Source organism: Campylobacter volucris, from assembly GCF_008245045.1.
GTDB lineage: Bacteria > Campylobacterota > Campylobacteria > Campylobacterales > Campylobacteraceae > Campylobacter_D > Campylobacter_D volucris.
This window is the reverse complement of sequence record NZ_CP043428.1, coordinates 880,466-905,089: the sequence shown is the minus strand read 5'-3', so window position 1 is coordinate 905,089 and position 24,624 is coordinate 880,466. Positions and strand designations below refer to the sequence as shown.

Here is a 24,624-nt window from a genome sequence, read left to right as displayed (position 1 = left end):
TTAAGAGAGATTAACACTTCTATAGCATGTTCTCAAAAAGGTGAATATTATAGAAGAGCAATACCTGAAGGTTTAAAAGGAATTTTTGTTCATAATATAAATTTCATTAATGAATCTTTAGATGATATAGAAAAAACAGGTAAATCTGTATTTAAAAATGCACTTTCTAGAGAATTAATGGATTTAAGTTTAAGCAATCAAAATAAAAATTTAAATGATTTATCTACTTCTTTAAATAAAATTATAAAACTTATGAGAGAAGTCTTTAGTGATATAAGAATTATTTCTGATACTGCTCAAAAAAATGGTATAGAAATTGGTGGCTTGCAAGAATCAATCTCATCAATGATGCAAGTAGCTGATGAAAGTAAAAATGCTGTAAATACTTTTGCTTCTAATGCGCAAAATATCAATTCTATCGTCGAAGTTATTAGAGATATCGCAGATCAAACTAACCTTTTAGCTTTAAATGCAGCGATTGAAGCAGCTCGTGCAGGAGAACATGGTCGTGGATTTGCTGTTGTTGCTGATGAAGTTAGACAATTAGCTGAAAAAACTCAAAAGGCTACTGGAGAAATTACTTTAGCTATACAAGTGATGAATCAAGAAATAGGCTCTATCCAAGAAAATAGTGAAAAAGTTTATGTTATTGCAAATTCTTCAGATAGTAAAATTGCAGATTTTAGCGAAGCATTTAGAGAATTAGAAGATAAAAGTTCTCATTTAGGCAAAGAATTTACAAATTTTGCTTCTGATTTAACTCTTTCTGCTATGAAAATTGATCATATTTTATATAAATCTGATGTTTATTTGACTCTTAATGGTTCTCAAGATAAATTGCATAATCTTGATCCTATCTCTACACTATGCAAAGATGAAGATGCACAAAGTATATTCTGTCCATTGATTACTCCACATGAGTTAGATATTAAGAGTGAGCATTTACAAAGAAGAGCAAATAAAGCAGTTGAACTTTCTCAAAATGAAGTCATAGACAAATCAGCATACGATGCTATTGTTAATGATATAAGAGAATTAGAAAAAGAAAGTAAAGCTATAATGGATAAACTAGAAGCATAAAGCTTCTAGTTTTTTTAAACAAGAACTATTTTTAAAACTTCTGCTAGATTTTTCACCCCTATGATTTTCATATTATCAATGACTTCTTGAGGTATATCTTTTAAATCTCTTTCATAGTTTTTATGTGGGATAATGGCTGTTGAAATTTCTGCTTTATACGCAGCAATTAATTTTTCTTTTAAGCCACCTATTGGTAAAACATTGCCCATTAGATCTATTTCTCCAGTCATAGCAACATCAGATCTTACTTTTTTATTGCTAAAGATTGAAGCTATTGCAGTAGTTATGGTAATGCCTGCACTTGGTCCATCTTTTGGCGTAGCTCCATCTGGAACATGAATATGGAGATTATAAAGATTATAAACGCTTTCGTCTTCTTTGTAGATTAAATTTTTTGGAACTTTAATAATATTTTGATCTATTAAATTTTTAATAAGACTTTGAGAGATTTTTGCAGATTCTTTCATCACATCACCCAAACTACCAGTAAGGGTAAGCTCTCCTTTGCCTTTTATTTTAATAGCTTCTATTTTTAATACATCTCCACCAACAGCAGTCCATGCAAGGCCATTTACTTGACCAATTTTATTTTCTTTTTCATGCTTTTCTATTTCAAAGACTTTTTTGTCTAAAAAATCTTTTAGATTTTTAGTTGTGATTTTGATAGTTTTAAATTCTTTATTTAAAAGAAGTTTTTTTACGCATTTTCTACAAATTTCTGCGATTTTTCTTCTTAAATTTCTAACTCCTGATTCTCTTGTATAATCGCTAATGATTAATTCTATAGCTTTTTTATCAAAAGTAATTTCTTCTTTTTTAAGCCCATGTTTTTTAATTTCATCAGGTATTAAATAATCTTTTGCGATTTGGAATTTTTCTTGAGGAGTGTAAGAACTAAGTTCTATAAATTCCATTCTATCTTTTAAAGCAGCAGGGATTAAGCTTGCATCATTGGCAGTTGCTATAAAAATGATTTTACTTAAATCTATATTAAAATTTAAATAATAATCTCTAAATTTAGTATTTTGTTCAGGATCTAAAATTTCAAGTAAAACTGCACTTGGATCGCCTCTGTGATTGTGACTTAATTTATCAATTTCATCTAGTACGACAACGGGATTACTTTGTTTTGCTTCTATAAGTCCTTGTATGATGCGTCCAGGCATTGCTCCTATATAAGTTCTTCTATGACCTCTTAGTTCATTTACATCTTCAAGACCACCTAGTGCAATACGAACTAACTCTCTTTTTAAAGCTTTGGCGACTGAATTTGCTAAAGATGTCTTTCCTACGCCAGGAGGACCTACAAGACATAAAATCACTTTAGCCCCATCTTTATCTTTGATTTTGCGTTTTTCTAATAGCTCTTTTACGGCAAAATACTCTTCTATGCGTTCTTTTGGTTTTTCTAAAGCATAATGATCTGTATTTAATTGCTTGATAACATCTGATAAATTTAGTTTTTTCTTAGATGATGATTCAAAAGGTATATCTAAAACAGTTTCGATATAAGTTTGCACCATAGAAGCTTCAGAGTTATCTTGATGAATTCTTTCATATTTTTGAATTTGTTTTTTTATTTCTTTGTATGCATCTTCATACATAAAAGCTTTCTTTTTTTCTAATTTTTTATTATATTCTTCTACTTCGCTTTCTTTTTGTATATCACTTCCTAGTTCTCTTTGAATTTGTTTAAGCTGTTCTTTTAAGAAATATTCCTTATTGACTTTATCTATTTTAGAATGTACTTTGTTTTTGATTTCTTTTTGGATTTTATTTGCTTCTATTTCTTTGGCAAGATAATCAATTAAATTTAAAAGTTTGGTTTCTAAATTAGTTTCGATAAAAAATTCATAAGCTTGGTGTTTTTTAATTTTAATAGAATTTAAGATAAGATCACAAATTCTACTTGGTTCGTTATCTTCTTCTATGGTTCTTAAAAGATCAGGTGGAAAATAATGACTTACCGTGGATAAAGCTTTAGCTTTTTCTCTTAAAACTTCCATTATGGCTTCTTTTTTGGTGGAACATAATGGCTCTTGGTGGATCAAATCAACTAAAGCACATAGTGGCTCATTTGAAAGCTGATTGATAATTTTTGCTTTAGCATAGCCTTGAAATAAAATTTTAATTCTCCCATCTGGAAGAGGAACCTTTCTCATGACATTTCCAATTACTCCACAATCATAAATATCATCAAAACTTCTTCCACCTTCTATCTTAGAAGGAGCTACAAATATCATTGTTTCATTTTGTATAGCTAAATCAAGTGCTTTGATATTTTGCGTATCACTTAAAAAAATAGGAGTAATCATAAAAGGATATAAAAATAATTCATCTTCTATGATCACTGGAAGTTGAGTAGGATAATTTTGATTATTATCTAATTTCATTACAATATACCTTCTTCAAATATTTTTCTATACCATGGTAATTCAGGTTTAATCATGTCTAAATTTTTAAAATCAGAATTTTCTAATTTTTCTTTATAAATTTCATAACTTTCTTTTCTACCAAGTTTTTTGTAAAGTTCTGCGATGCTAGTATCAAGGTAAAAAATTGCAAGATTAAATTTAGTAAACATAGTATCGATTAAATCGTTGTATTGAACATTTGGATAATTTTGATTGTATTCTTGAATTTCTTGTATGGTTTGAAGCATTAGCGCTTGGTTGCGATTAGGTACAGCAAAGGAATCAAATTTGGCTTTAATTTTTAAATATCTTATATAAGCAATATTTTGAGAATCGCCAAATTTATTTAAATATTCATCAAGGTAAAAATTTGCTAGTTCGTATTGTTCTTCGCTAATGTGAGCTTGTGCTAAAATTAACAAAGTTTGCTCTAGCAATGGATCTGCTACATGTTCAGCAGCCATTGAAGTATAATGCTGATCTGCTGCTTCGAGATTTTTTTCTTGTAAATCTTTGATGATTTGTTGATACCACTCAATAGCACTTAAATTATATAAATCCTCAGCTTTTTTTGAGCTACAAGCTCCTAAAAATAATCCACAAATAATAGTACAAGATATTAAAATTTTTTTCATTATTAAACCTTTAAAAATAAAAGCATTATTATAATGTTTTTATGTTTATGAAATTGTTAATTTTTAAAAACTAAAATTATAATCAAAAAGTATAAATTTTTAAGCATTTTAAATTTGGAACTAATTTTGCTTAATTTTTTGTAATTTCTTAGTCAATAGATTTTAGGAGGCAAAATGAATTTAGAGGTTAAATGTCCTATTTTAGGTTTTGAAGAAACCAAAAATATGAATTTTTACAAGATAGACGAGGTGTTTTATAGACTAAAAAGTCTTGATGGGAAAGATTTTTCTTTTGTGATGATTGATCCTTATATGATACGCCCAGATTATGATTTTGAAGTTCCTGATTATTATCAAGAATTATTAGCTTTAAATGAAAAATCAAGTTTTGGTGTTTTTGTAATTGTTGCTATTAATAAGCCTTTGGAAGAATCAACAGTAAATTTTTTAGCTCCTGTTGTGATGAATTATGACAATAATTCTTTAGTTCAAGTAATCTTAGATACAACTAAATATCCTAATTATTTTCAATCTGAAAAAATTTCAGCTTTTATCAAACAAACAAGTAAATAATGTCTGAAATTTATATTTTAGGAAATGGAGCTATGGCAAATGCTATAGCATTGGGGTTAGAAGATAAATATGAAATTACAATTGTCGCTAGAGATGAAAGTAAAAATATAATATCTAAACCAAACATTAAAACAATTTCCTATAAAGAATTTAATTTAGAAGGTAAAAATGTAATTTTAGCTTTTAAACCTTTTGCGTTAAATGATGTTGCAAAAATGTTAAAAGGTGAGGCAAGATGGGTTGTTTCTGTTTTGGCAAATACTACTTTTGAACAACTTCATGTCATAAAAGCACAAGATTATATAAAAATAATGCCTAATATTGCTGCGAAATTTAAATCTTCCACAACTGCGTATTTAATGGAAAAATCTTTATTTAAAGATGAAATCTTGCAAGTGCTTAATACTTTTGGTAAATCTTTTTTGCTTCAAAATGAAAAAGAATTTGATATTGCTATGGTTTTAAGTGGTTGTGCTCCTGCTTTTTTAGCTTTGGTAGCAGAAGCTTTAGCTAATGCTGGAGTAAGAGGTGGATTGAAAAATGATTTAAGTTATAATCTAACCAAGGCTACTTTTGAAAGCTTTAGTGCCTTGTTTAATCAAGAGCATCCAGCCTTGATAAAAGAAAAAATTTGCTCTCCAGCAGGAGTAACTATAAAAGGAATCGAAGCTTTGGAAAAAAGAGCTTTAAGGGCTGCATTTTTTGAAGCTTTTTTAGCTAGTTCTCAAAAATGAAGCAAGCTTTTAGTCTCCTAGAGCTTGCTTTTTGTATAGTTTTGCTTGGTGTAATTTTTAGCTTTTATTATTTTATTTTTTATTTTAAATCTTTCGATAGCTTAAAATTAAATCAAAAATTGTATGAAGTAGAAAAAAATCTTTTACAAAAAAACTTAGCCAATACAAGAATTATCCAAATAAACAACCATATATTTATAGAATATTTTGATGATACTTTTAACCTTAAATCTTTAAAACCAAAAGATCTTTCTTATAAAAAAGAATTTTACAATGAAGCAAGCTTTTAGTTTATTAGAACTTGTTTTGAGCTTAGTTATATTTGGAATTATTGCATATGTTTTAACCAGTCCTTCTTTACAAATTTATAAAAGAGTTTTTGAAATAAAAAATAAAAATAGTATTTTCTTTGATTTAAACCAAGCTTTATTAGGCATAGAAAAAATTTATCAAACTTGTATTGAAATTAAATATGATACAAATTATTTTGAGTGTTATATGAGTGCAAATGATGACATTTTTTATGATGTAAATTTAAAAGTATTAAATTTTAGTGGTATTGTGCTTGATGGAGAAAATTTTATAAGCCCAAATAGTAGATTTTATTTTATTGAAAATGGTGTTTTAAATGGAGTTTTAAGTAATTATAAAGATTTGCATTTAGCTAAAAAGCAAAAAATTTATCCTTATGATTTTATATACATGTATGCTTTAAATGACAATAAAATTTATAAAGTATATGTTCAAGATAAAGAAAATGTAAATTTTTATGGTGAAAGTTTTAGTGGATTTTATCATGTTGTGTATGCTTTTATAAAAATCATTTATGAAGATAAAAAGATATTTTTTGAAATTAAAGATTTTGAAAATAGGCAAGATAGATTTTTATTTGCTGATGAGATCGATCAATTTGGCATAGAGAAAGATCAAAATTTTATTAAAATTACACTTTGTAAAAATGATGAGTGTTTAAGCAAATGGATGTTTAAGTGAAAAAATCTTTTGCTATGATTTATACTATTTTTTTAATTATATTTGTGTCTTTTATGGTGCTTTTTGCTATAAAAATTTCCTCATACCCTCCAAGAATAATGAAAGATTTGATTTTTTACACTCAAGGAAAAATCATCCTTTTTGATGCTGTGGAATTGTCAAAATATTTTTTATATGAGGCAAGAACTCAAGATAAAGAATGCCTTGATGAAATTAAATTTAACTATAATCAAGCTGTGGTTAAAATTGATTATGTGTATCCTTTGGCTAAGTGTGATAATGGAAAAATTATAACAGATTATGAAAATCCTAATTCAATTATAGCTATTAATGTAAGTGTATTATTAAATGCAAATCAAGGAGTAAATGAAGAAGTATTTTTGCAAAAAAGTTTTTTTATCTACCCTAAATTTGATGAATATAGGTTTGAATCCCAATAGCTATCATTTTTACACCCATGGCCATTATAAAAACCAATGCTATTCTTGAAAATACATAAAGAACTAATTTTCCAATAACTTTTTCAATGGTTGCTGAAAAATGAAAAAGTACAAAAATGAAGGCAAAAGTTAGCAAAATAGAAGCAATAGCAATGCCTAAACTTTGATCTTCAGAGATAACTACTATGGTAGAAAGTGTACCTGGTCCTACCATCATGGGAAAAGACATAGGAACAATACTTTTTTTCAAAAGCTCTTCATGGCTTAAATCTTGATAGTGCTGAAATTGGGTGCTAGATGGGGTAAATAGTAAATTTTTTGTACTCATTATGATTAAAATAAGCCCTCCAGCAACTCTTAAATCATTAATGTCTATTTTAAATAAATACTTCATAATAAAAGGACCTAAGAGTAAAAAAACTAGCACTATGCAAAATGCAGTATAAATGATATTTCTAAAAAGTTTTTTTCTTTTTTGGGCATCTAAGCCTTCTGTCATAGTTATAAATTGTGGGAGATTTCCAAAAGGATTTAGTACTGCTATAATGGTAACTGATGCAAGTAAGACAATATAAAATTCAGATTCTATATCTGAAAACATCTATTTAGCCTTTAAAATTATCCCAAGCTTAAGCTTGGGAATGAAAATTATAATCCTTCAAAAGGATTAGTTACAACTTCTTTTCTATCTACTATATAAGGGATAAGAGCCACATGTCTTGCTCTTTTAATAGCAACTTCAACCATTTCTTGATGTTTTTTGCTTGTGCCAGTTAAACGACGAGGCATGATTTTAAATCTTTCTGATAAAGCATGTTTTAATAAAGCTGTATCTTTATAATCAATAAAATCAATTTTTGCTTCAGTGTATTTACAATATTTGCGTGAATATTTTCTTTTTTCTGCCATGTTTTTTCCTTTAAAATGGTAATTCTGTGTCATCATCGTATTTATCTATATCAATTTCTCTCATAGGAGTTTCTTTTGGAGTGTTGTTTTGATATGGATTTGATGGAGTTTTGGTTTGAACTTGTGCGTATGGATCAAAGCTTTGTTGTTGGTTGAAATTTTGGTTGTAGCTTTGATTGTCAAAATTGTTTTGTTGATTATTTTGGATGGTAGAACCTAGCATCTCTAAATTTTCAACTTGGATGCTGTGTTTTGATCTATTTTGTCCATTTTGATCACTCCATTGCTCAAATCTCAAACGACCTTCAATTAAAATTTTACTACCTTTGCTTAAATACTGATTGGCAATTTCTGCTGTTCTTCCAAAAAAACTAATGTCGATAAAGCAAGTTTCTTCTCTTTTTTCTCCTGTATTTGTGCTAAATCTTCTAGTAACTGCAATAGCTGAAGATCCTATAGCACTACCTGATGGAGCATAACGCATTTCTATATCTCGTGTAAGATTACCTACTAAAACGACTTTATTGAACATTTCTTAGCCCTCTGTATTTTCACTAGCTTTAATTTCTTTTTTATTTTGTTTAATGCCTTTGCTTAGTTTTTCCCAAGCAGCGATTTCTTTTTTGTTTTCATATTTTACAATTAAAAATCTTATAACTTCTTCAGTGATTCTTAATACCCTTTCAAGCTCAGCAATCAAATTTGTAGGAGCTTTGAAATAAATCACAAAATAAGTTCCTCTTTCGTATTTTTTAATTTTATACGCGAGTTTTCTTGTTCCCATTGGAACTACGCTTTCAATTTGTGCGCCATTTTTTGTAAGGATTTCTTTTACGAATTCCAACTTAGCACTTACTTCTTCTTCTGTAAGTGTCGGTTTTAATATGAATAAAACTTCATAATGTCTCATTAATTTTTCTCCTTGTGGATATAAAGCCTAAAAAATTTAGGCAAGGATTTTGCAAAAAATGCGGTTTTCATTATATCTTAAGTTTGCTTAATTTAACTTTTTAATATAGTGTTAATGTGTAGCAAATTAGAAAGTAGGTATTCTTTTTTTTCTATTTTTGAATTTTTTTTAAGTTCATATTCACACTCACATAAAGATAAAAAGATTTTTTTATATTGTGAAATTTTTATAGACATGGCTTGGTTTTGTAAATTTTTTGCTATATGCATAGGTGGAGCATAGCCTAAAATTTCTTTTAAATCTATATTTGCATATGCTTTTGCATGTAAAGCTATTTTAAAAAGTCTTAAAAAACTCACATTTAAAGCATTAATCAAGGCAATTTCATTGTAATTATCAAGTATTTTATCAAGATCTTCTCTAAAATCTTTTTTATCAAGTATTTTTTCAAAAAAACTTTCAAAGCTAATAACGCTTAAGCTACAACAATGTTCTTGTATAATTTTTTCATCGATATTTAAACCTACAAATTTGTTAAGTTCGCTTGCCGCCAAATAAAGATTTTCATTAAAATTATAAAAGAGTGTAAAAAGTGCATTTTGAGTGATATTAACCTTTAATTCTTTTGCTTTTAATCCAAGAAGTTCTATACCTTCTTTAGCTGAATTTGCTTTAAAAAATCTACAAAAATTTTCACTAAATGTTTTTTCTAAATCAGTTAATTTTGCACTTTCATCATAAATTTGAAGTAAAAAATAATTTTCATTAGAATTTTTGCAAAGATCTACTAGTTGTTTTATTTCTTTCGAAGAAAGCTTTTTAAAACTTTTAATTTCAAGCAATTTTTTTTCACTAAATAAAGATGAACTTGATAAATAATCATAAGCTTGTTTAAAATCATACTCATCAAAATAAAATTTTAAACTTTCATCAAACTTATACTTTTGCTTAATGAAGTTAGCAAAAAGTTCTATTTGAAAATTATCCACTCCATAAAGTAGAAAAAAATTAGGAAAAGTTTTTGAATTTAAAAGAGTTTGGAGTTGATTTTTATACATTTAGTATTCTTTCTGATTTTAAAAATTGTGTTATTTTGCCAAAAATTTTAGCACTAATAATATCAACTTGCGTGATTTGAATTTCTACATTTTCTAATAAATTTGCTTTTGAGCCTATAATGGTAACCAATGCACCTTTAATCTCATCGTTTAATTTTACTTGTAACAAGCTTTGATTTTCTACAACTACAGCTTTAAATTTTTTACCTATATTTTCATTTGCCCATCTTGCAAATTTTCTATCCATAAAATCCCAAGATACTTTATCTGCTTCTCTTTCTAAAATGCTTAATTCTTCACAAGTGCTTTCTATATTTAAAAGTAAATAATTAAACATTTTTTCATCATTATTGATTTTAGCTTTTAAAAGTCTATGTAAAAGTAAATCAGAATATCTTCTAATAGGACTTGTAAAATGAGTATATTTGTCAAATCCTAAGCCAAAATGTCCGGCATTTTGACTAGCATATAAAGCCTTTTTTTGAGCCTTTATTAAAAGTTTATCTATTTCAGGACGCATATTTAGCTCATCTGCTAAATCTTGTATATTTTTAAACAATTCTATAATGTTATTTTTTGGACTTACATCAATGCTTAAACTAGATAAATCAGCTAGTAATTGATCGATTTTTTTATAATCAGGGTTTAAATGGTTTCTATAAATTCCTATTTCTATAAGTTTTGCTGCTGCTTTGTTAGCTAAAAGCATACAATCTTCTATGAGATTGTGTGATGGGGTATCATTTTCAAGATAAGTATTTTTTAATTTATTATGCTCATCTAATTGCATTCTTAACTCTTGCGTTTTAAATTCACAAGCATTTTTTAAACGCTTTTTGCGTAAATTTTGAGTGATTTTAAAAAGATCATATAACCAATTGATTTGATTTAAATTTTCAAGCGTGCTTAGGTATTGATCAACTTCATCATAGTTAAAACGGCGTTTGGAATTAATAATAGCTTCAAATAATTCTTCTTTGATCACTTCATTATTACTATCTAATGAAATTTTAAAGCAAAAAGCTAAACGATCTTCATTTGGCTTTAATGAACATATGTTTTCACTTAGAGCTCTTGGGAGCATAGGTATGGCAATATGGGGAAAATATATAGAAAATCCACGATTTCTAGCTTCTTTATCAATAGCACTATAAGCATGCACATAAGAGCTTACATCAGCAATGGCAATATAAATAGCATGTTCATTTTTATCATAAAATATTGCATCATCAAAATCTTTTGCATCTATGGGATCTATGGTGCAAAAATTTAAATTTCTTAAATCTTTTCTTTGTGGATACATACTTGCATCTACAAAATCACCATAAGCTCTAGCTTCATTTTCACATAAGGTGTCAAAAATGGAATTTTTATTGTATAAAGCAAGAGAAATTTTTTCATCAACAAATTCATCATCTATATGACCTACAACTTCTGTGATGTTGTTATTGTGATTTTCTATTTTTAAAATAGCTCCAAGTGGTAAGGATTTTAATGACTTTTGTGAAGCTTTTAAAGCGCAAGTTAAACCTGTTTGTATATTTACTCCTAATATAGCTTGTCCATATTTTTGAGTAATTACTAAAGATGTTTCGTGAGCTCTTTTTAGTATTAAAACCACTTTAGCACTTGCTCGTTTTTTCTTAATAGGCAGTAGTTTTGCTACAACAATATCTGCATAATTAGCACCTTTTAAATTTTTATTTTCTATAATCAAATCTTTTTTAAAATTTGCATCAAAACATTGTAAAAATCCAGTCCCATTAGAAGAAATATCTATTTTTCCAAAAGTAAAACCATCTTTTAAATAATATTTGTTTTTATAAAATTTAATAATTTCACAAGTTGATAATTCTCTTATAATTTGTTTGGTTTTATTGGTGATTTCATTTGGACTTAAACCATAGCTAAGTTGATTAAATAATTCTTTCATAATATTCTTTTTAGATTGTTATAAAATGTGTGGTGAAATTTTATCACAAAAGAATTAAATTTGTATTTTTTAGTTATAATCTTTGCTTTAATTTATTTTTTAGGAGCATATAATGGCTGTGTCTATTTATTATGATAAAGATTGTGATATAAATTTTATAAAATCAAAAAAAGTAGCTATTATAGGATTTGGCTCTCAAGGTCATGCTCATGCTATGAATTTAAGAGATAGCGGGGTTGATGTTATCATAGGTTTAAAAGAAGATGGGCAAAGTTGGAGTAAAGCTCAAAATGCTGGTTTTGCTGTAAAAAGTGTTAAAGAAGCTACAAAAGAAGCTGATGTGATTATGATTTTAGCACCTGATGAGCTTCAAAGTGATATTTTTAATTTAGAAATCAAACCGCAATTAACATCTGGAAAAACTTTAGCATTTGCTCATGGCTTTAACATACATTATGGTCAAATTATTGCCCCAAAAGATATTGATGTGATTATGATTGCACCAAAAGCACCAGGACACACCGTAAGACATGAATTTAGTATAGGTGGTGGGACTCCTTGTTTGATAGCTGTTCATCAAGATGAAAGTAAAATGGCTAAAAAATTAGCTTTAAGTTATGCAAGTGCGATTGGTGGTGGAAGAACAGGTATTATAGAAACAACATTCAAAGCAGAAACTGAAACAGATTTATTTGGCGAGCAAGCTGTGTTATGTGGAGGACTTACGGCTTTAATCCAAGCTGGATTTGAAACCTTGGTTGAAGCTGGTTATGAACCTGAAATGGCTTATTTTGAATGCTTACACGAGATGAAATTGATTGTGGATTTGATATATCAAGGAGGTATTGCTGATATGAGATATTCTATATCAAATACTGCTGAATATGGAGATTATATCACAGGTGAAAAAATCATCACAAAAGAAAGCAAAGAAGCAATGAAATGTGTTTTAAAAGACATACAAAATGGGACTTTTGCTAAGGATTTTATTTTAGAAAAAAGAGCTAATTTTGCTAGAATGCATGCTCAAAGAAAAATTATGAATGAATCTTTAATCGAAAAAACAGGTCGTGAACTTCGTGCTATGATGCCTTGGATTAGTGCTAAAAAATTAATAGATAAAGATAAAAATTAATTGAAAAATATACATACAAAATACAAGGTGCTTTTAGCACTTTGTGTGCTAGTGCTTGGGATTATACTGCTTTTTTTAGGAAGTTTATTTTTACAAAAAAAAGATATTGAAGTAAAAAATAAAACTCAAATAACTGAGCCTATGGTTATTACGCAGAAAAAAATAGATGTTTTTGAAACATTAGAAAACAACGAAAGTAATTTTGCGTTAAAAGATGAAAAATTAGAATTTTTAGATAAAAATATAAGTGAAATTTTAAATTTTAATAATAATGCTCAAGAAAATAAAATAAAAAATGATGATATAAATTTAAGCACGGAACAAAATTCTTCTAATAATATGCAATTAGAAGATATTAAACAAATAAGCAAAATAGATGAAAATCCTACTAAGCAAATAAATAATGAGCAAAATTTAACTTCACAGCAAGTAAAAAAACAATTACATCAAACTAAACCAAACAAACCATCTTTGGCTATTATTATAGATGATATGGCTAGTCATACTCATGTTGATATGCTTAAAAAAACTAACTTAAAACTTATCCCATCGTTTTTTCCTCCAGATAAACGACATCCTTATACAGCCGAACTTGCCAAAGATTTTGAATTTTTTATGGTGCATCTTCCTTTAGCTGCTATAAAATACGATAAAGCTGAGTTAAATACCTTAGAGCCAAAAGACAGCAAAGAAGTTATATCTAAACGCATAGCATATATAAAAAAGCATTTTCCAAATTTAAAATTTATCAACAATCATACCGGTAGTTTATTTACCGCAGATGAAACTGCTATGAAAAATCTTTTTGATGTATTTTTGGAAAATGATTTTATTTTTGTAGATTCAAGAACCATTGGTAATTCTAAAGCACCAAAACTTGCAAAACAATATAATCAGCCTTATATAGCAAGAGATGTATTTTTAGATAATGAAGATAATGTTGAGTATATCAAAAAACAAATTATACAAGTAGTTAATGAAGCTAAAAATAAAGGTTTTGCTATAGCTATAGCTCATCCAAGAAAAAATACCTTTGAAGCTTTAGTGCAAAGTAAAGAATTGTTAAATTCAGTTGAACTTGTGTATTTAAATGAAATCTATAAATAATATTAAAGAATTTAATTCTTTAAAAGATCCTCCAGCTAATGTGTATTATAAAGGAAATTTAGAACTTTTAAAAAATAGAAAAATAGCAATTATTGGCTCAAGAAAAATGAGTGTTTATACTAAAAATTGTATTTATGAGCTTGTAAATTGTTGTAAAAGCGCACAAATTTGTATAGTAAGTGGTGGAGCTTTGGGGGTAGATATCACAGCTGCTAATGCTGCATTTCCAAATACTATAGCTATTTTTGCTAATGGTCTTGATGAAATTTATCCAAAAAGCAATAAAAAATATATCGAGCAAATTTATGAACATGCTTTAGCTTTAAGCGAACACGAAGCTTTTTATAAACCCAAGCCTTATGATTTTTTACTTAGAAATCGCCTAATTATTGCTTTAAGCGAAGTTGTGATTATAGCTCAAGCTGATTTATATAGTGGTTCTATGCAGAGTGCAAGACTTGCTTTAAGTATGAAAAAACCTATATATGTTTTACCTCAAAGAAGGCAAGAAAGTGAAGGTACAAATTTACTTCTAGCAAAAAATCAAGCTAAATTGCTTTATGATTTTTCTGAATTTGCTTCTATGTTTGGAGTTTTAGAAGAAAAAAGTAATAATGATGAGTTGTTAGAATTTATTAAAAAAGAGAATAATTTAGATAAAATTTTGCAAAAATTTGGCGATAGAATTTATGAGTATGAGCTTGAGGGTTTGGTTGAAATTTGTGGCTTGAGCGTGAGAGTTAAGTCATGAAAACATTAGCTTTAGACATTGGTTTAAAAAGAATAGGACTTGCACTTTGTATTGATTGTAAAATAGCAATGCCACTAGATGCTATTATAAGAAAAAATAGAAACCAAGCAGCAAAAGATGTAGGTAAAATTTTGCAAGATTATGAGATAGATATTTTAGTAGTTGGTATTCCTAAGGGTGGATCTAGTGAAGATGAGATGAAAAGACGCATTGAACATTTTGTGTCTTTAATAAATTTTGAAAAAGAAATTATTTTTGTAGATGAGAGTTTTAGTTCCAAACAAGCACAAGAACTTCAGGTAGCAAATTTAAAGAAAAAAGATGGCAAGCTTGATTCTTTGGCTGCGTATTTGATTTTAAAGAATTATTATGGCATTGTTTGATTTAAATTTAGCCTTGGAGCAAATTTATTCTAGTGAGCAAAAAAATATAATTTTACAAAGCTTTAATAAACCTAAAAATGTTAATATTTTTAGAAATTCTTTGATTGCTAATGAAGAAAAATTAGAGCAAATACTAAATAAAGAAAAAATACCTTTTGATAAAATAGATGAATTTTGCTATAAAATTTCATACGAATATAAAGGCAAGTTAAGCTCTATGGATGCTTTTAACGAAGGAAAATTTTATATACAAAATTATTCTTCGTATTTGTGTGTTAAAACTTTAGATGTAAAAACTCAAGATAGTGTTTTAGATATGTGTGCAGCACCTGGTGGTAAAAGTATTAATTTAGCAAATTTTATGCAAAATACAGGATATTTAGCTTGTTGTGAATTTTCAAAGACAAGATTTTTTACCTTAAAAGAAAATATAGAAAAATACCATGTATATAATTCAAAATGTTTTTTAAAAGATGCTAAAACTATAGGAAAACTATGTCCTTTAAAATTTGATAAAATTTTATTAGATGCACCTTGTTCTACTTTTTCTAAATTAGGTCTTAAAGTGCAAAAAAGTATCAAAGAAATCAAGCAAATTTCAAATTTGCAAAAAAGACTATTACATTCTGCTTTAGAGGCTTTAAAACATGGTGGAGAACTTGTTTATAGCACTTTTTAAAAGAAGAAAATGAAGAAGTGCTTGAAAATGCTTTAAATAATCCAAATTTTCAATTACAAATGATGGATTTTGAACTTACAAATGTTAAATATATTCAAGCACAAAGTGAAAATTTTGATTTATCTTTTGCTAAAAGGGTTTTGCCAGATGATTTTGCAGATGGTTTTTTTATCGCTAAAATAAAAAAACTTTAAAAATCAATAAATTTTTGTGTGAAAAATATTTTTTATTAGAAAACTTAAACTCCTATTTTTAGGTATTTTGAAAGCAAATTCACATTGTGAAACTCTTGTGAATTAATATGATAAAAATTAAAACTTAAAAAGATAAAAAATGTATTTATAAAATGAAGAAAAATTATATAAAAATGCAGATAAATAAGCAAAATGCTTATTTATCTCTTAAATTTAACTCGCTAATTAATTTAGTATAAGTTGGATAATCTTTTCTTTTAAGATAAGAAAGTAATCTTTTTCTTTGACCAACAAGTTTTAATAATCCCAAGCGAGATGAAAAATCTTTTTTGTAGATTTTTAAGTGTTCAGTTAAATCTGAAATTCTAGCACTTAAAAGCGCTATTTGAACTTCTGGAGAACCAGTATCTCCACTTTTTCTAGCAAATTTTGCAACAATTTCTGCTTTTTTAGCCGAATCTAAAGCCATGATAGACCTCCTGAGCGGTATAAAATTAAAACGCAAATTATACATAAAAAACCAAAAAGAAATCTGAAATCAAATAAAATTTTAAATTGTAAAAATTCAATAATATTGATACTATTTTTTGATATAATATAAATTTTTTATTAAAACAAATTATTTAAGATATTTTTAATATCAAAATATTTAAAGATTTAAAAAAGGATTAGTGTGTTATTTACAAAAGCTAGCGAATATGCATTATTATCTTTGATTCACATAGCAAAGTCTCAAGAGCCTCAAGATGTTGATACTATGTCAAATGCTTTAGATATTCCAAAAAGTTTTTTAGCAAAAATTTTACAAGCTTTAGCAAAAGATAATCTTTTAAAATCATTTAAAGGCGCAAAAGGTGGATTTGTTTTGGTTAAAAATCCGCAAGAATATACTTTAAAAGAGATTATTAATAGTGTTGAAAAAAAATCTGTTAATGTTTTTGAGTGTAGTAATGGAATTTGTCCTTCACAAAAAGGTGATAATTGCAATTTAATGCCAGTTTTAGTCACACTGCAAAATAAAATTGATGAATTTTTAGTTTCTATTACCTTGGAAGATATCATAAAAAATAATGGCTAAAAAAAATATAGTAAATTTGGTTTTGCCTTGGATTGCGCCGCTTATTGCACCAGTTTTAAAGGCAAAAAGTTTAACAATTGTTGCTGTAATTATTGCAATTTTAGCGATCATCATTGTTCCTTTACCAAGTATCGTTTTAGATTTTTTTCTTGCATTGAGTATAGCAATTTCTGTTTTAATTATATTAATTTCTTTATATATCCCTAAACCTACTGATTTAACAACTTTTCCAACTATACTTTTAATCATCACGCTTTTTAGACTCTCGCTTAATATAGCTACTACGCGTATGATTTTAAGCGAAGGGCATCAAGGACCTGCTGTAGTAAGTGATATCATCGCAAGTTTTGGTGAATTTGTTGTTGGTGGAAACTATGTCATTGGTGTGGTAGTATTTTGTATTTTAGTTTTGATAAATTTTATGGTCGTTACTAAAGGTAGTACTCGTGTTTCTGAAGTTCAAGCAAGATTTACCCTTGATGCAATGCCAGGAAAGCAAATGGCTATTGATGCAGATTTAAATGCTGGCTTGATTGATGAAAAAACTGCTAGAGAAAGACGACAAGAAATCATAGCAGAAGCTAATTTTTATGGAGCGATGGACGGTTCTTCTAAATTTATTAAAGGAGATGCTGTTGCGGGTATTATCATAACCATTGTTAATCTTATTGGTGGATTTATGATAGGTTATTTTCAGCATGATATGGAGCTTAATCAATGCGCATCTACTTATACTATCTTAACTATAGGTGATGGACTTGTATCTCAAATTCCAGGGCTTATCACTTCAACAGCAACCGCAATCATCATTACGCGTGCAAGTAAAGATGAAGATAATTTTGCTGAAGGTTCTATCAATCAACTTTTAGGTGAATATAAAACATTATTAATCGTTGGTTTTATTTTATTTATTTTTGCTTTAGTTCCTGGTTTGCCACATTTTTCATTAGGTTTTATGGCTTTAGTGTTTTTAGGACTTGGTTTTGTGATTAAGCAGGTTCAAGAAGGTAAAATTCAACTTGATCCATCTTTAAGCAAGAAAAATCAAGAAGCTCAAGAAGATGAGCAAGCTAAACCGCAAAAACGAAGCGAAGAGGAAATACTAAAAGAAGAAGAAAATAAAATAACAGATATTTTAAAATTAGAAATTTTGGAATTAGAACTAGGCTATGGTTTGATTAAATTAGCAGAAAGTGAATTAACAGAACGCATAAGATCAACAAGACGCAATATAGCTCAAAGTTTGGGATTTTTGATGCCAAAAATTAGAATTAGGGATAATTTGCAATTAAAACCAAATGAATATACTTTTAAATTAAAAGGTGTTGGTATAGCTAGTGCTGAAATTTATCCTGATAAATATTTAGCTATGGATAGTGGCTTTATTACTGAACCAGTAGAGGGTATAGCTACCAAAGAACCAGCTTTTAATTCTGATGCGCTTTGGATAGATGCTTCTTTAAAAGATGAAGCAACGCTAAATGGCTATATAGTAATTGATCCAGCAAGTGTAATTTCAACTCACATGAGTGAGCTTATCAAAGCTAATGCATCAGAGCTTTTAACTAAACAAGAAGTTCAGAATTTACTTGATAAAATTAAAAATGATTATCCTATTGTTGTGGATGATTGTTTAAGGGTTGCAAGTATTGGCTTGATACAAAAGGTATTAAAAGCCTTGCTTAAAGAGCATATTCCGATTAAAGATATGCTTACTATACTTGAATCAATTAGCGATATTGCTGAAGTTAGCAAGAGTTTGGATATGATTATAGAGCATGTAAGAGCATCTTTGGCAAGAGTGATTACAAATTTATATGTGGATGAAAAAGGTAATATAAGCTTTTATATATTTGATGCAGCTGCTGCAGCAAAACTAATGGAGCATGTTCAATTTAAAGATGGAGCTTATCATTTAATGATCAATGTAGCTCAAACTGGAGCCTTGGTTGAAGCTTTAAAAGCTGAGCTTGCAAGTGTGGCAAATACTAGAATTAAACCTTTCTTGCTTTGTGTAGAACCACAACTTAGAAAATTTATCGCAGATATTTGTTCAAATTTTGGTATAAATATAACTGTGCTTAGTTTTGCTGAGATTGCAGAAAATACTAAATTTGAGACAGAAGGTATTATAAAAGTTGATGATTTATAAGGATAAAATATGAAAATTTATCATCTTTCTCATACTGATTTAGATGGTTATGCTTGTCAATATGTAGTAAATTTTTATTTTAAAAATTGCTTTTTTTATAATTCTAATTATGGGAAAGAAATCAATGAAAACTTTAATGTTATTTTTAAAAATATTGAAGAAGATTTGAAGATCAATCCTAATGAAGAATATGTTATTTTAATCACTGATTTAAATTTAACCTTAAACCAATGTGAAGAATTTCAAAAAGCTATTGAGGGTAAAAAAATCAAACTTTTGCTTTTAGATCACCATCAAAGTGGATTAGAATGTGCATTGAAGTATCCTTGGTATTTTTTAGATGATCAAAGATGTGCAACGAAAATTGTTTATGATTTTTTTTCAAAATGCTGTAGTGAAGATAAATCTTTAAGTGAATTTGTAGATGTTGTTAATGCTGTAGATATTTGGCTAAGTCATGATAAAAATTTTGAGTTAGGCAAGGTTTTATTAGGTATGGTAGCTGGTGCTAAAGAAATTAACAGAGTAATGTTTGCCAATGAAAATATCAAATATATTTTTCATCTTTTTGATAAATCAAGATTGTATATTAAAAAAGAAAAAGCTCATATTGATTTAGACAATGATTTACATAGCTTGAAAAAATCTTTTTTTAAGATGCAAAATGATGATACCTTAAGTAATTTAATTTCTAAATTTGTAGTAGAAAGATTAAAATTTGATAAAGAAAAATTTAGTGTTATATATAAAGGTCAAAAAGGCTTACTTACTTCAAACATAGGCAATACTTCTGTCATTGGGAATGATTTTTTAACTCAAAATCCTGATTTTGATTTTTTTGTAGATATTAGCTCGAGAAAAACTTTAAGTTTTAGAGCTAATAATAAAATAGATGTTAGTTTAATGGCTAAAAATTTAGTCAATGGTGGAGGCCATAAAAATGCTAGTGGCGGGATGTTTGCTTCTTACAAAGATAGTTCAAATTATGAATTTATCAAAGCTCAATTTATGGATTTAATTAAAAGCAAAGAATTAAAGGAAAATAATGAAAGCAAATCATAATTTAAAAGAAGAAATAGAAAATTTGCAATATGAATTAAGTATAGTACTTGAAGCTATGCTTTTATATGCTGGAGTGAAAAAAGAAAAACTTGATAAAGCGATAGAGTATTATATTGATTGTATTGACGATGTGTGTGCTAAAAGTCAAAGCGAAGGGGTTGATGAAATTTTAGAAGTTGTAGAATACCTTAAACAACATCATAGTGAATTATTTGTATGAAAATTTTATTTTTATTGTTTATTGTAAGTTTTTCTTATGCAAATATTTATGAAACTTTAAATGATTTTGCTTACAATAAACAAAACTCAATTAATCTTTACTCCAAAGAAGCTACTATTTTAGAATTAAAAAAAGATAAAAAATCTTGTGTTGATATAGTTTTAAGTGATAAAAAAGCATATATTTTAAAAAAATATGATTCTTGTAAAGATGTCAATGAAGCAACATTAAATGAATATCTTAATACAAATTTTATGAGTTTATATTTAAAAGATCTGACTTCTATGAGAAAAGAGCTTAGTGAAATTAAAAATATTATGCGAGATTTTATGGTTTATTATACTTTAAACCATTCTTTTGCTAATGATTTAAAACTTTTAAGTAAAAGTGGAAAAATTCATGCTTTGAATTTAGATAAAAACACAGGCGGTAAAATTCTTTATAAGGTCAATAATCAAGATTGCGTTATGTTTGATTTATTTCTTGATGAATTTTCTCAAGCTAGTTTGTATGTAATAGGTATAGAAAATTTAGATAAACAATGTATGGAGCTTATTTCATCTCCAGAATTTAAAGAATTATCTTTTACGCAAAAAGAAATGAAAAAATACAGATTAAAAAACTAATCTAAAAAGCTTAATAAAATATAACTTTAAAACTCTATTTAAGGCCATTTTTCTTTTTTCTATGTTTGAAAACACATATGAATTTAAGTCTTGTTTTTCTCTAAGTGTTAAATTTTTCATAACTGAAGTAAACCTTTTTATAATATTGCTAATGAAATTATAATAATTTTAACTTTTAAAATAGCTGAAAAATATATTTATTAAATTTATTTATAGAAACTAAATAAACTTTAGTTATATAGACTAAAATATTTTAAGTAAATTTATTTAAAAATAACTTGACATTGTATTACTAAAGTTGTATAATAATTTCAGCACTTAAAAATATTGAGTGCTAATTTATAAAAAAAGGTTTATAGTGAAGTCTTATGACAAAAAAGATTTAATCTTAAGAACCATTATAGAAACTTATTTGGATGGTAATGTTCCTGTGGGTTCTAATGAGTTAAATAATAAAGTTTGCATTCCAGCTTCTACTATAAGGGTGTATTTTAAAAAATTAAGCGATGAGGGAGTTTTAACTCAACTTCACATAAGTAGCGGAAGAATTCCTACTAATAGGGCTATGAAAGCTTATTGGAATGAGCAACTTTGTGATAATGAAATCATTATTAACGATCTTGCTTTGTTGGAATTTTTGCTTGATAAATTTGAAATTTATACTTTAATTTATGGAGGAGATAATTTAGTTTTAAATGATGTTGAAGTTGTAAATAATAAATTTATTATACTTGATTTTATAAAAAATGAATTGGTTTTAAAATTTAGTCAAGATTCTTTTTTATTTATCCAAAGATTAATTGGACTTGAGTTAAAAGATATAGAAAATTTAGCTTTTAAGGTAAATTTTAAAGAGTTATTAGAAAAAATTTCTATGCTAAAGCAGGCAATGGTTTATTATAGATATAACGAGAGCAAAGCTTATCAAATTTATCAAAATGATGAATTTGCTAAGCTTTTATCTCCACAAATTGGTTTTTATTTTGATAAAAAATTAAAATTTAATCCTTTGTTTGAAGAAGGATTTATGGGATTAAAGCTTAAGAGTATGTTTTTAGGTCAAAAATCTAGCGCGATTTTTGCTGGAAGCATATATTCTGATTTTAAAACAATGTTAAACATTATAAAGGAGGCTGCATGAGCGAAGAAAAGCAAAATGAAGAAATGCTTGATGAAAATACGCAAGTTTTAGAAGAACAAAACGATGAGCTTCAAAAACTTCAAGCACAATATGATGAATTAAAAGATACTTATTTAAGAGCAAATGCTGAATTTGAAAATATCAAAAAAAGAATGGAAAAGGAAAAAATTTCAGCAACTATTTATGCAAATGAAAGTTTTGCAAAAGATTTGCTTGATGTAGTAGATGCTTTGGAGGCGGCTGTAAATGTAGAAGCTAATGATGAAATTAGTTTAAAAATTAAAGAAGGTGTGCAAAATACACTTGATTTACTTTTGAAAAAACTAGAAAAACATATGGTTAAACCAGTGGAAGCTAGTGGTGAATTTGATCCAAATTTACATGAAGCTATGTTTCATGTAGAAAGTGCTGATCATGAAAGCGGTCACATAGTAGCTCTTTTACAAAAGGGTTATATGATGAATGATAGAATCATAAGATCAGCCAAAGTTAGCGTTGCAAAATAAATTTAATAAAGGAGAATAAAAATGAGTAAAGTTATAGGTATAGATTTAGGAACAACTAATTCTTGTGTAAGCGTGTATGAAAGAGGGGAGAGTAAAGTTATCCCTAATAAAGAAGGTAAAAATACAACTCCTTCAGTAGTAGCTTTTACTGATAAAGGTGAAATTTTAGTTGGAGATAGTGCTAAGCGTCAAGCTGTAACTAATCCTGAAAAAACCATTTATTCTATAAAAAGAATTATGGGTTTGATGATCAATGAAGATGCAGCTAAAGAAGCTAAAAATCGTCTTCCTTATCATATAACAGAAAGAAATGGAGCTTGTGCTATAGAAATAGCTGGTAAAATTTATACTCCGCAAGAAATTTCAGCAAAAGTTTTGATGAAATTAAAAGAAGATGCTGAAGCTTTTTTAGGTGAAAAGGTTGAAGATGCGGTTATAACAGTTCCAGCATATTTTAATGATGCACAAAGAAAAGCTACCAAAGAAGCAGGAACTATAGCAGGGCTTAATGTTTTAAGAATTATAAACGAACCAACGGCAGCAGCTTTAGCTTATGGGCTTGATAAAAAAGAAAGTGAAAAAATAGTAGTTTATGATTTAGGTGGTGGAACATTTGATGTTACAGTGCTTGAAACAGGAGATAATGTAGTAGAGGTTTTGGCAACTGGTGGTAATGCATTTTTAGGTGGTGATGATTTTGATAATAAGTTAATAGACTTTTTAGCAAATGAATTTAAAGATGAAACAGGAATTGATCTTAAAAATGATGTAATGGCTTTACAAAGATTAAAAGAAGCAGCTGAAAATGCTAAAAAAGAACTCAGTTCAGCAAATGAAACTAATGTAAATTTACCATTTATTACAGCTGATGCAAGTGGTCCAAAACACTTAACAAAAACTTTAACAAGAGCTAAATTTGAAAGTATGATTGAAGGTTTGGTGTCTGAAACGATTAGCAAAATCAATGAAGTTGTAAAAGATGCTGGACTTGATAAGAATGAAATCAAAGAAATTGTAATGGTGGGTGGATCAACTCGTGTTCCTTTAGTTCAAGAAGAAGTTAAAAAAGCTTTTGGTAAAGATTTAAATAAATCAGTTAATCCTGATGAAGTTGTGGCAATTGGTGCTGCAATTCAAGGAGCGGTTATAAAAGGTGATGTTAAGGATGTATTGTTGCTTGATGTTACTCCGCTTTCTTTGGGTATTGAAACTTTAGGTGGAGTTATGACTAAAATCATTGAAAAAGGTACAACTATACCTACTAAAAAAGAGCAAACTTTCTCAACTGCTGAAGACAATCAAAGTGCAGTTACTATAAATGTTTTACAAGGTGAGAGAGAATTTAGCCGTGATAATAAATCTTTGGGTAATTTTAATCTTGAAGGAATCCCACCTGCACCTCGCGGCATGCCACAAATTGAAGTTACATTTGATATAGATGCAAATGGAATTTTAACAGTTAGTGCTAAAGATAAAGCAACTGGTAAAGCTCAAGAGATCAAAATCACAGGTTCTAGCGGCTTAAGTGAAGAAGAAATCAACAATATGGTAAAAGATGCAGAACTTCATAAAGAAGAAGATAGAAAACGCAAAGAAGCTGTAGAAGCAAGAAATGCTGCTGATAGTTTAGTACATCAAGTTGAAAAATCTTTAAGCGAGCTTGGAGAAAAAGTAAGTGATGAGGATAAGGCAAATATCCAAAAAGCACTTGATGATTTAAAAGAAACTTTAAAAAATGTAAATGCTTCCAAAGAAGAGATAGAAAACAAAATGAAAGCATTGAGCGAGGTTTCTCATAAATTAGCTGAAAATATGTATAAAAAAGATGAAAAGCCAAGCGAAGATAAAAAGAAAAAAGATGATGATGTAATAGATGCAGAAGTAGAATAATTTAAAAGTAGGTTGTAAAAC

Annotated in this window: 27 protein-coding genes and 2 pseudogenes; 19 read left to right on the top strand and 10 right to left on the bottom strand. The window is 27.8% G+C overall.

The window, feature by feature from the left end:
- Window positions 1-402 precede the first annotated feature (402 nt).
- Window positions 403-1,080, top strand: a pseudogene (locus CVOLT_RS08210) (methyl-accepting chemotaxis protein); the annotation flags it as partial.
- 14 nt (window positions 1,081-1,094) lie between these two features.
- Here the strand turns inward: CVOLT_RS08210 and lon are convergent.
- Both lon and CVOLT_RS04760 read right to left on the bottom strand, forming a co-directional pair.
- Entirely contained in the window at window positions 1,095-3,473 is a 2,379-nt protein-coding gene (lon, locus tag CVOLT_RS04765; protein ID WP_039665679.1) for an endopeptidase La, read from the bottom strand.
- Window positions 3,473-4,129 (bottom strand): outer membrane protein assembly factor BamD, encoded by a 657-nt coding sequence (locus CVOLT_RS04760; RefSeq protein ID WP_039665678.1) that lies wholly within the window; start codon window positions 4,127-4,129, stop codon window positions 3,473-3,475. The genes lon and CVOLT_RS04760 overlap by 1 nt, the downstream gene beginning before the upstream one ends.
- A gap of 174 nt (window positions 4,130-4,303) precedes the next feature.
- Here CVOLT_RS04760 and fliW point away from each other — a divergent pair, with 174 nt between their 5' ends.
- From fliW to CVOLT_RS04735, 5 genes are read left to right on the top strand one after another with little or no spacing between them, the layout of a single operon-like run.
- Complete coding sequence (gene fliW / locus CVOLT_RS04755) at window positions 4,304-4,702, top strand: flagellar assembly protein FliW (protein ID WP_039665677.1); 399 nt, start codon at window positions 4,304-4,306, stop codon at window positions 4,700-4,702.
- Entirely contained in the window at window positions 4,702-5,436 is a 735-nt protein-coding gene (locus tag CVOLT_RS04750; RefSeq protein ID WP_039665676.1) for a pyrroline-5-carboxylate reductase, read from the top strand. Before fliW ends, CVOLT_RS04750 begins: the two co-directional genes overlap by 1 nt.
- Window positions 5,433-5,726, top strand: a complete 294-nt coding sequence (locus tag CVOLT_RS04745; protein ID WP_039665675.1) for a hypothetical protein — start codon at window positions 5,433-5,435, stop codon at window positions 5,724-5,726. The genes CVOLT_RS04750 and CVOLT_RS04745 overlap by 4 nt, the downstream gene beginning before the upstream one ends.
- On the top strand, window positions 5,710-6,429 hold the full coding sequence (locus CVOLT_RS04740) for a prepilin-type N-terminal cleavage/methylation domain-containing protein (protein WP_039665674.1): 720 nt from the start codon (window positions 5,710-5,712) through the stop codon (window positions 6,427-6,429). The genes CVOLT_RS04745 and CVOLT_RS04740 overlap by 17 nt, the downstream gene beginning before the upstream one ends.
- Window positions 6,426-6,869, top strand: a complete 444-nt coding sequence (locus CVOLT_RS04735) for a hypothetical protein (RefSeq protein WP_039665673.1) — start codon at window positions 6,426-6,428, stop codon at window positions 6,867-6,869. Before CVOLT_RS04740 ends, CVOLT_RS04735 begins: the two co-directional genes overlap by 4 nt.
- On the opposite strand, the gene CVOLT_RS04730 is transcribed toward CVOLT_RS04735, so the two are convergent.
- The 6 genes from CVOLT_RS04730 to CVOLT_RS04705 all read right to left on the bottom strand — a co-directional run bounded on the left by CVOLT_RS04730 (window position 6,835) and on the right by CVOLT_RS04705 (window position 11,679).
- Entirely contained in the window at window positions 6,835-7,470 is a 636-nt protein-coding gene (locus CVOLT_RS04730; protein WP_039665672.1) for a MarC family protein, read from the bottom strand. The two genes, CVOLT_RS04735 and CVOLT_RS04730, sit on opposite strands and share 35 nt — an antisense overlap.
- Before the next feature lie 47 nt (window positions 7,471-7,517).
- A complete protein-coding gene (gene rpsR / locus CVOLT_RS04725; RefSeq protein WP_039665671.1) occupies window positions 7,518-7,778 on the bottom strand; it encodes a 30S ribosomal protein S18 in 261 nt (86 codons plus the stop codon).
- A 10-nt stretch (window positions 7,779-7,788) separates the two neighbouring features.
- Complete coding sequence (locus CVOLT_RS04720; RefSeq protein WP_039665670.1) at window positions 7,789-8,310, bottom strand: single-stranded DNA-binding protein; 522 nt, start codon at window positions 8,308-8,310, stop codon at window positions 7,789-7,791.
- Window positions 8,311-8,313: 3 nt separating this feature from the next.
- Window positions 8,314-8,688: a 30S ribosomal protein S6 gene (gene rpsF / locus CVOLT_RS04715; protein ID WP_039665669.1), complete on the bottom strand. Its 375-nt coding sequence runs from the start codon at window positions 8,686-8,688 to the stop codon at window positions 8,314-8,316.
- Window positions 8,689-8,780: 92 nt separating this feature from the next.
- Window positions 8,781-9,746 carry a DNA polymerase III subunit delta gene (holA, locus tag CVOLT_RS04710; RefSeq protein ID WP_039665668.1) on the bottom strand — a complete coding sequence of 322 codons (966 nt, stop codon included), beginning with the start codon at window positions 9,744-9,746 and terminating at the stop codon, window positions 8,781-8,783.
- Window positions 9,739-11,679: an RNB domain-containing ribonuclease gene (locus tag CVOLT_RS04705; RefSeq protein ID WP_039665667.1), complete on the bottom strand. Its 1,941-nt coding sequence runs from the start codon at window positions 11,677-11,679 to the stop codon at window positions 9,739-9,741. Before CVOLT_RS04705 ends, holA begins: the two co-directional genes overlap by 8 nt.
- A gap of 112 nt (window positions 11,680-11,791) precedes the next feature.
- Here CVOLT_RS04705 and ilvC point away from each other — a divergent pair, with 112 nt between their 5' ends.
- The 5 genes and pseudogenes from ilvC to CVOLT_RS04680 all read left to right on the top strand — a co-directional run bounded on the left by ilvC (window position 11,792) and on the right by CVOLT_RS04680 (window position 15,928).
- A complete protein-coding gene (ilvC, locus tag CVOLT_RS04700; RefSeq protein WP_039665666.1) occupies window positions 11,792-12,814 on the top strand; it encodes a ketol-acid reductoisomerase in 1,023 nt (340 codons plus the stop codon).
- Window positions 12,815-13,921, top strand: coding sequence for a divergent polysaccharide deacetylase family protein (locus CVOLT_RS04695; protein WP_039665665.1), 1,107 nt, complete (start codon window positions 12,815-12,817; stop codon window positions 13,919-13,921).
- Entirely contained in the window at window positions 13,905-14,672 is a 768-nt protein-coding gene (locus tag CVOLT_RS04690; RefSeq protein WP_039665664.1) for a DNA-processing protein DprA, read from the top strand. The genes CVOLT_RS04695 and CVOLT_RS04690 overlap by 17 nt, the downstream gene beginning before the upstream one ends.
- On the top strand, window positions 14,669-15,055 hold the full coding sequence (gene ruvX / locus CVOLT_RS04685) for a Holliday junction resolvase RuvX (RefSeq protein WP_039665663.1): 387 nt from the start codon (window positions 14,669-14,671) through the stop codon (window positions 15,053-15,055). Before CVOLT_RS04690 ends, ruvX begins: the two co-directional genes overlap by 4 nt.
- Window positions 15,042-15,928, top strand: a pseudogene (locus tag CVOLT_RS04680) (RsmB/NOP family class I SAM-dependent RNA methyltransferase). Before ruvX ends, CVOLT_RS04680 begins: the two are co-directional and overlap by 14 nt.
- Window positions 15,929-16,124: 196 nt before the next feature.
- Here CVOLT_RS04680 and rpsO read toward each other — a convergent pair.
- Window positions 16,125-16,397 carry a 30S ribosomal protein S15 gene (gene rpsO / locus CVOLT_RS04675; protein ID WP_039665662.1) on the bottom strand — a complete coding sequence of 91 codons (273 nt, stop codon included), beginning with the start codon at window positions 16,395-16,397 and terminating at the stop codon, window positions 16,125-16,127.
- A gap of 204 nt (window positions 16,398-16,601) precedes the next feature.
- Between rpsO and CVOLT_RS04670 the strand changes: the two genes are divergently transcribed.
- Genes CVOLT_RS04670 through CVOLT_RS04650 form a run of 5 tightly spaced genes read left to right on the top strand, consistent with a single transcriptional unit; the run spans window position 16,602 to window position 21,066 of the window.
- Window positions 16,602-17,006 carry an Rrf2 family transcriptional regulator gene (locus CVOLT_RS04670; RefSeq protein ID WP_039665661.1) on the top strand — a complete coding sequence of 135 codons (405 nt, stop codon included), beginning with the start codon at window positions 16,602-16,604 and terminating at the stop codon, window positions 17,004-17,006.
- Window positions 16,999-19,158 carry a flagellar biosynthesis protein FlhA gene (flhA, locus tag CVOLT_RS04665; protein ID WP_039665660.1) on the top strand — a complete coding sequence of 720 codons (2,160 nt, stop codon included), beginning with the start codon at window positions 16,999-17,001 and terminating at the stop codon, window positions 19,156-19,158. The genes CVOLT_RS04670 and flhA overlap by 8 nt, the downstream gene beginning before the upstream one ends.
- Window positions 19,159-19,167: 9 nt before the next feature.
- Window positions 19,168-20,220 (top strand): DHH family phosphoesterase, encoded by a 1,053-nt coding sequence (locus CVOLT_RS04660; RefSeq protein ID WP_039665659.1) that lies wholly within the window; start codon window positions 19,168-19,170, stop codon window positions 20,218-20,220.
- Window positions 20,204-20,440, top strand: a complete 237-nt coding sequence (locus tag CVOLT_RS04655; RefSeq protein WP_039665658.1) for a CDK5 domain-containing protein — start codon at window positions 20,204-20,206, stop codon at window positions 20,438-20,440. The genes CVOLT_RS04660 and CVOLT_RS04655 overlap by 17 nt, the downstream gene beginning before the upstream one ends.
- Window positions 20,437-21,066 carry a hypothetical protein gene (locus CVOLT_RS04650; RefSeq protein ID WP_052243176.1) on the top strand — a complete coding sequence of 210 codons (630 nt, stop codon included), beginning with the start codon at window positions 20,437-20,439 and terminating at the stop codon, window positions 21,064-21,066. Before CVOLT_RS04655 ends, CVOLT_RS04650 begins: the two co-directional genes overlap by 4 nt.
- Here the strand turns inward: CVOLT_RS04650 and CVOLT_RS08110 are convergent.
- A complete protein-coding gene (locus CVOLT_RS08110; RefSeq protein ID WP_256375836.1) occupies window positions 21,055-21,186 on the bottom strand; it encodes a hypothetical protein in 132 nt (43 codons plus the stop codon). The two genes, CVOLT_RS04650 and CVOLT_RS08110, sit on opposite strands and share 12 nt — an antisense overlap.
- Before the next feature lie 238 nt (window positions 21,187-21,424).
- Here CVOLT_RS08110 and CVOLT_RS04645 point away from each other — a divergent pair, with 238 nt between their 5' ends.
- From CVOLT_RS04645 to dnaK, 3 genes are read left to right on the top strand one after another with little or no spacing between them, the layout of a single operon-like run.
- On the top strand, window positions 21,425-22,207 hold the full coding sequence (locus CVOLT_RS04645; RefSeq protein WP_039665657.1) for an HrcA family transcriptional regulator: 783 nt from the start codon (window positions 21,425-21,427) through the stop codon (window positions 22,205-22,207).
- Window positions 22,204-22,713, top strand: a complete 510-nt coding sequence (gene grpE / locus CVOLT_RS04640; protein WP_039665656.1) for a nucleotide exchange factor GrpE — start codon at window positions 22,204-22,206, stop codon at window positions 22,711-22,713. Before CVOLT_RS04645 ends, grpE begins: the two co-directional genes overlap by 4 nt.
- A gap of 21 nt (window positions 22,714-22,734) precedes the next feature.
- Window positions 22,735-24,603 carry a molecular chaperone DnaK gene (gene dnaK / locus CVOLT_RS04635; RefSeq protein ID WP_039665655.1) on the top strand — a complete coding sequence of 623 codons (1,869 nt, stop codon included), beginning with the start codon at window positions 22,735-22,737 and terminating at the stop codon, window positions 24,601-24,603.
- Window positions 24,604-24,624 lie beyond the last annotated feature (21 nt).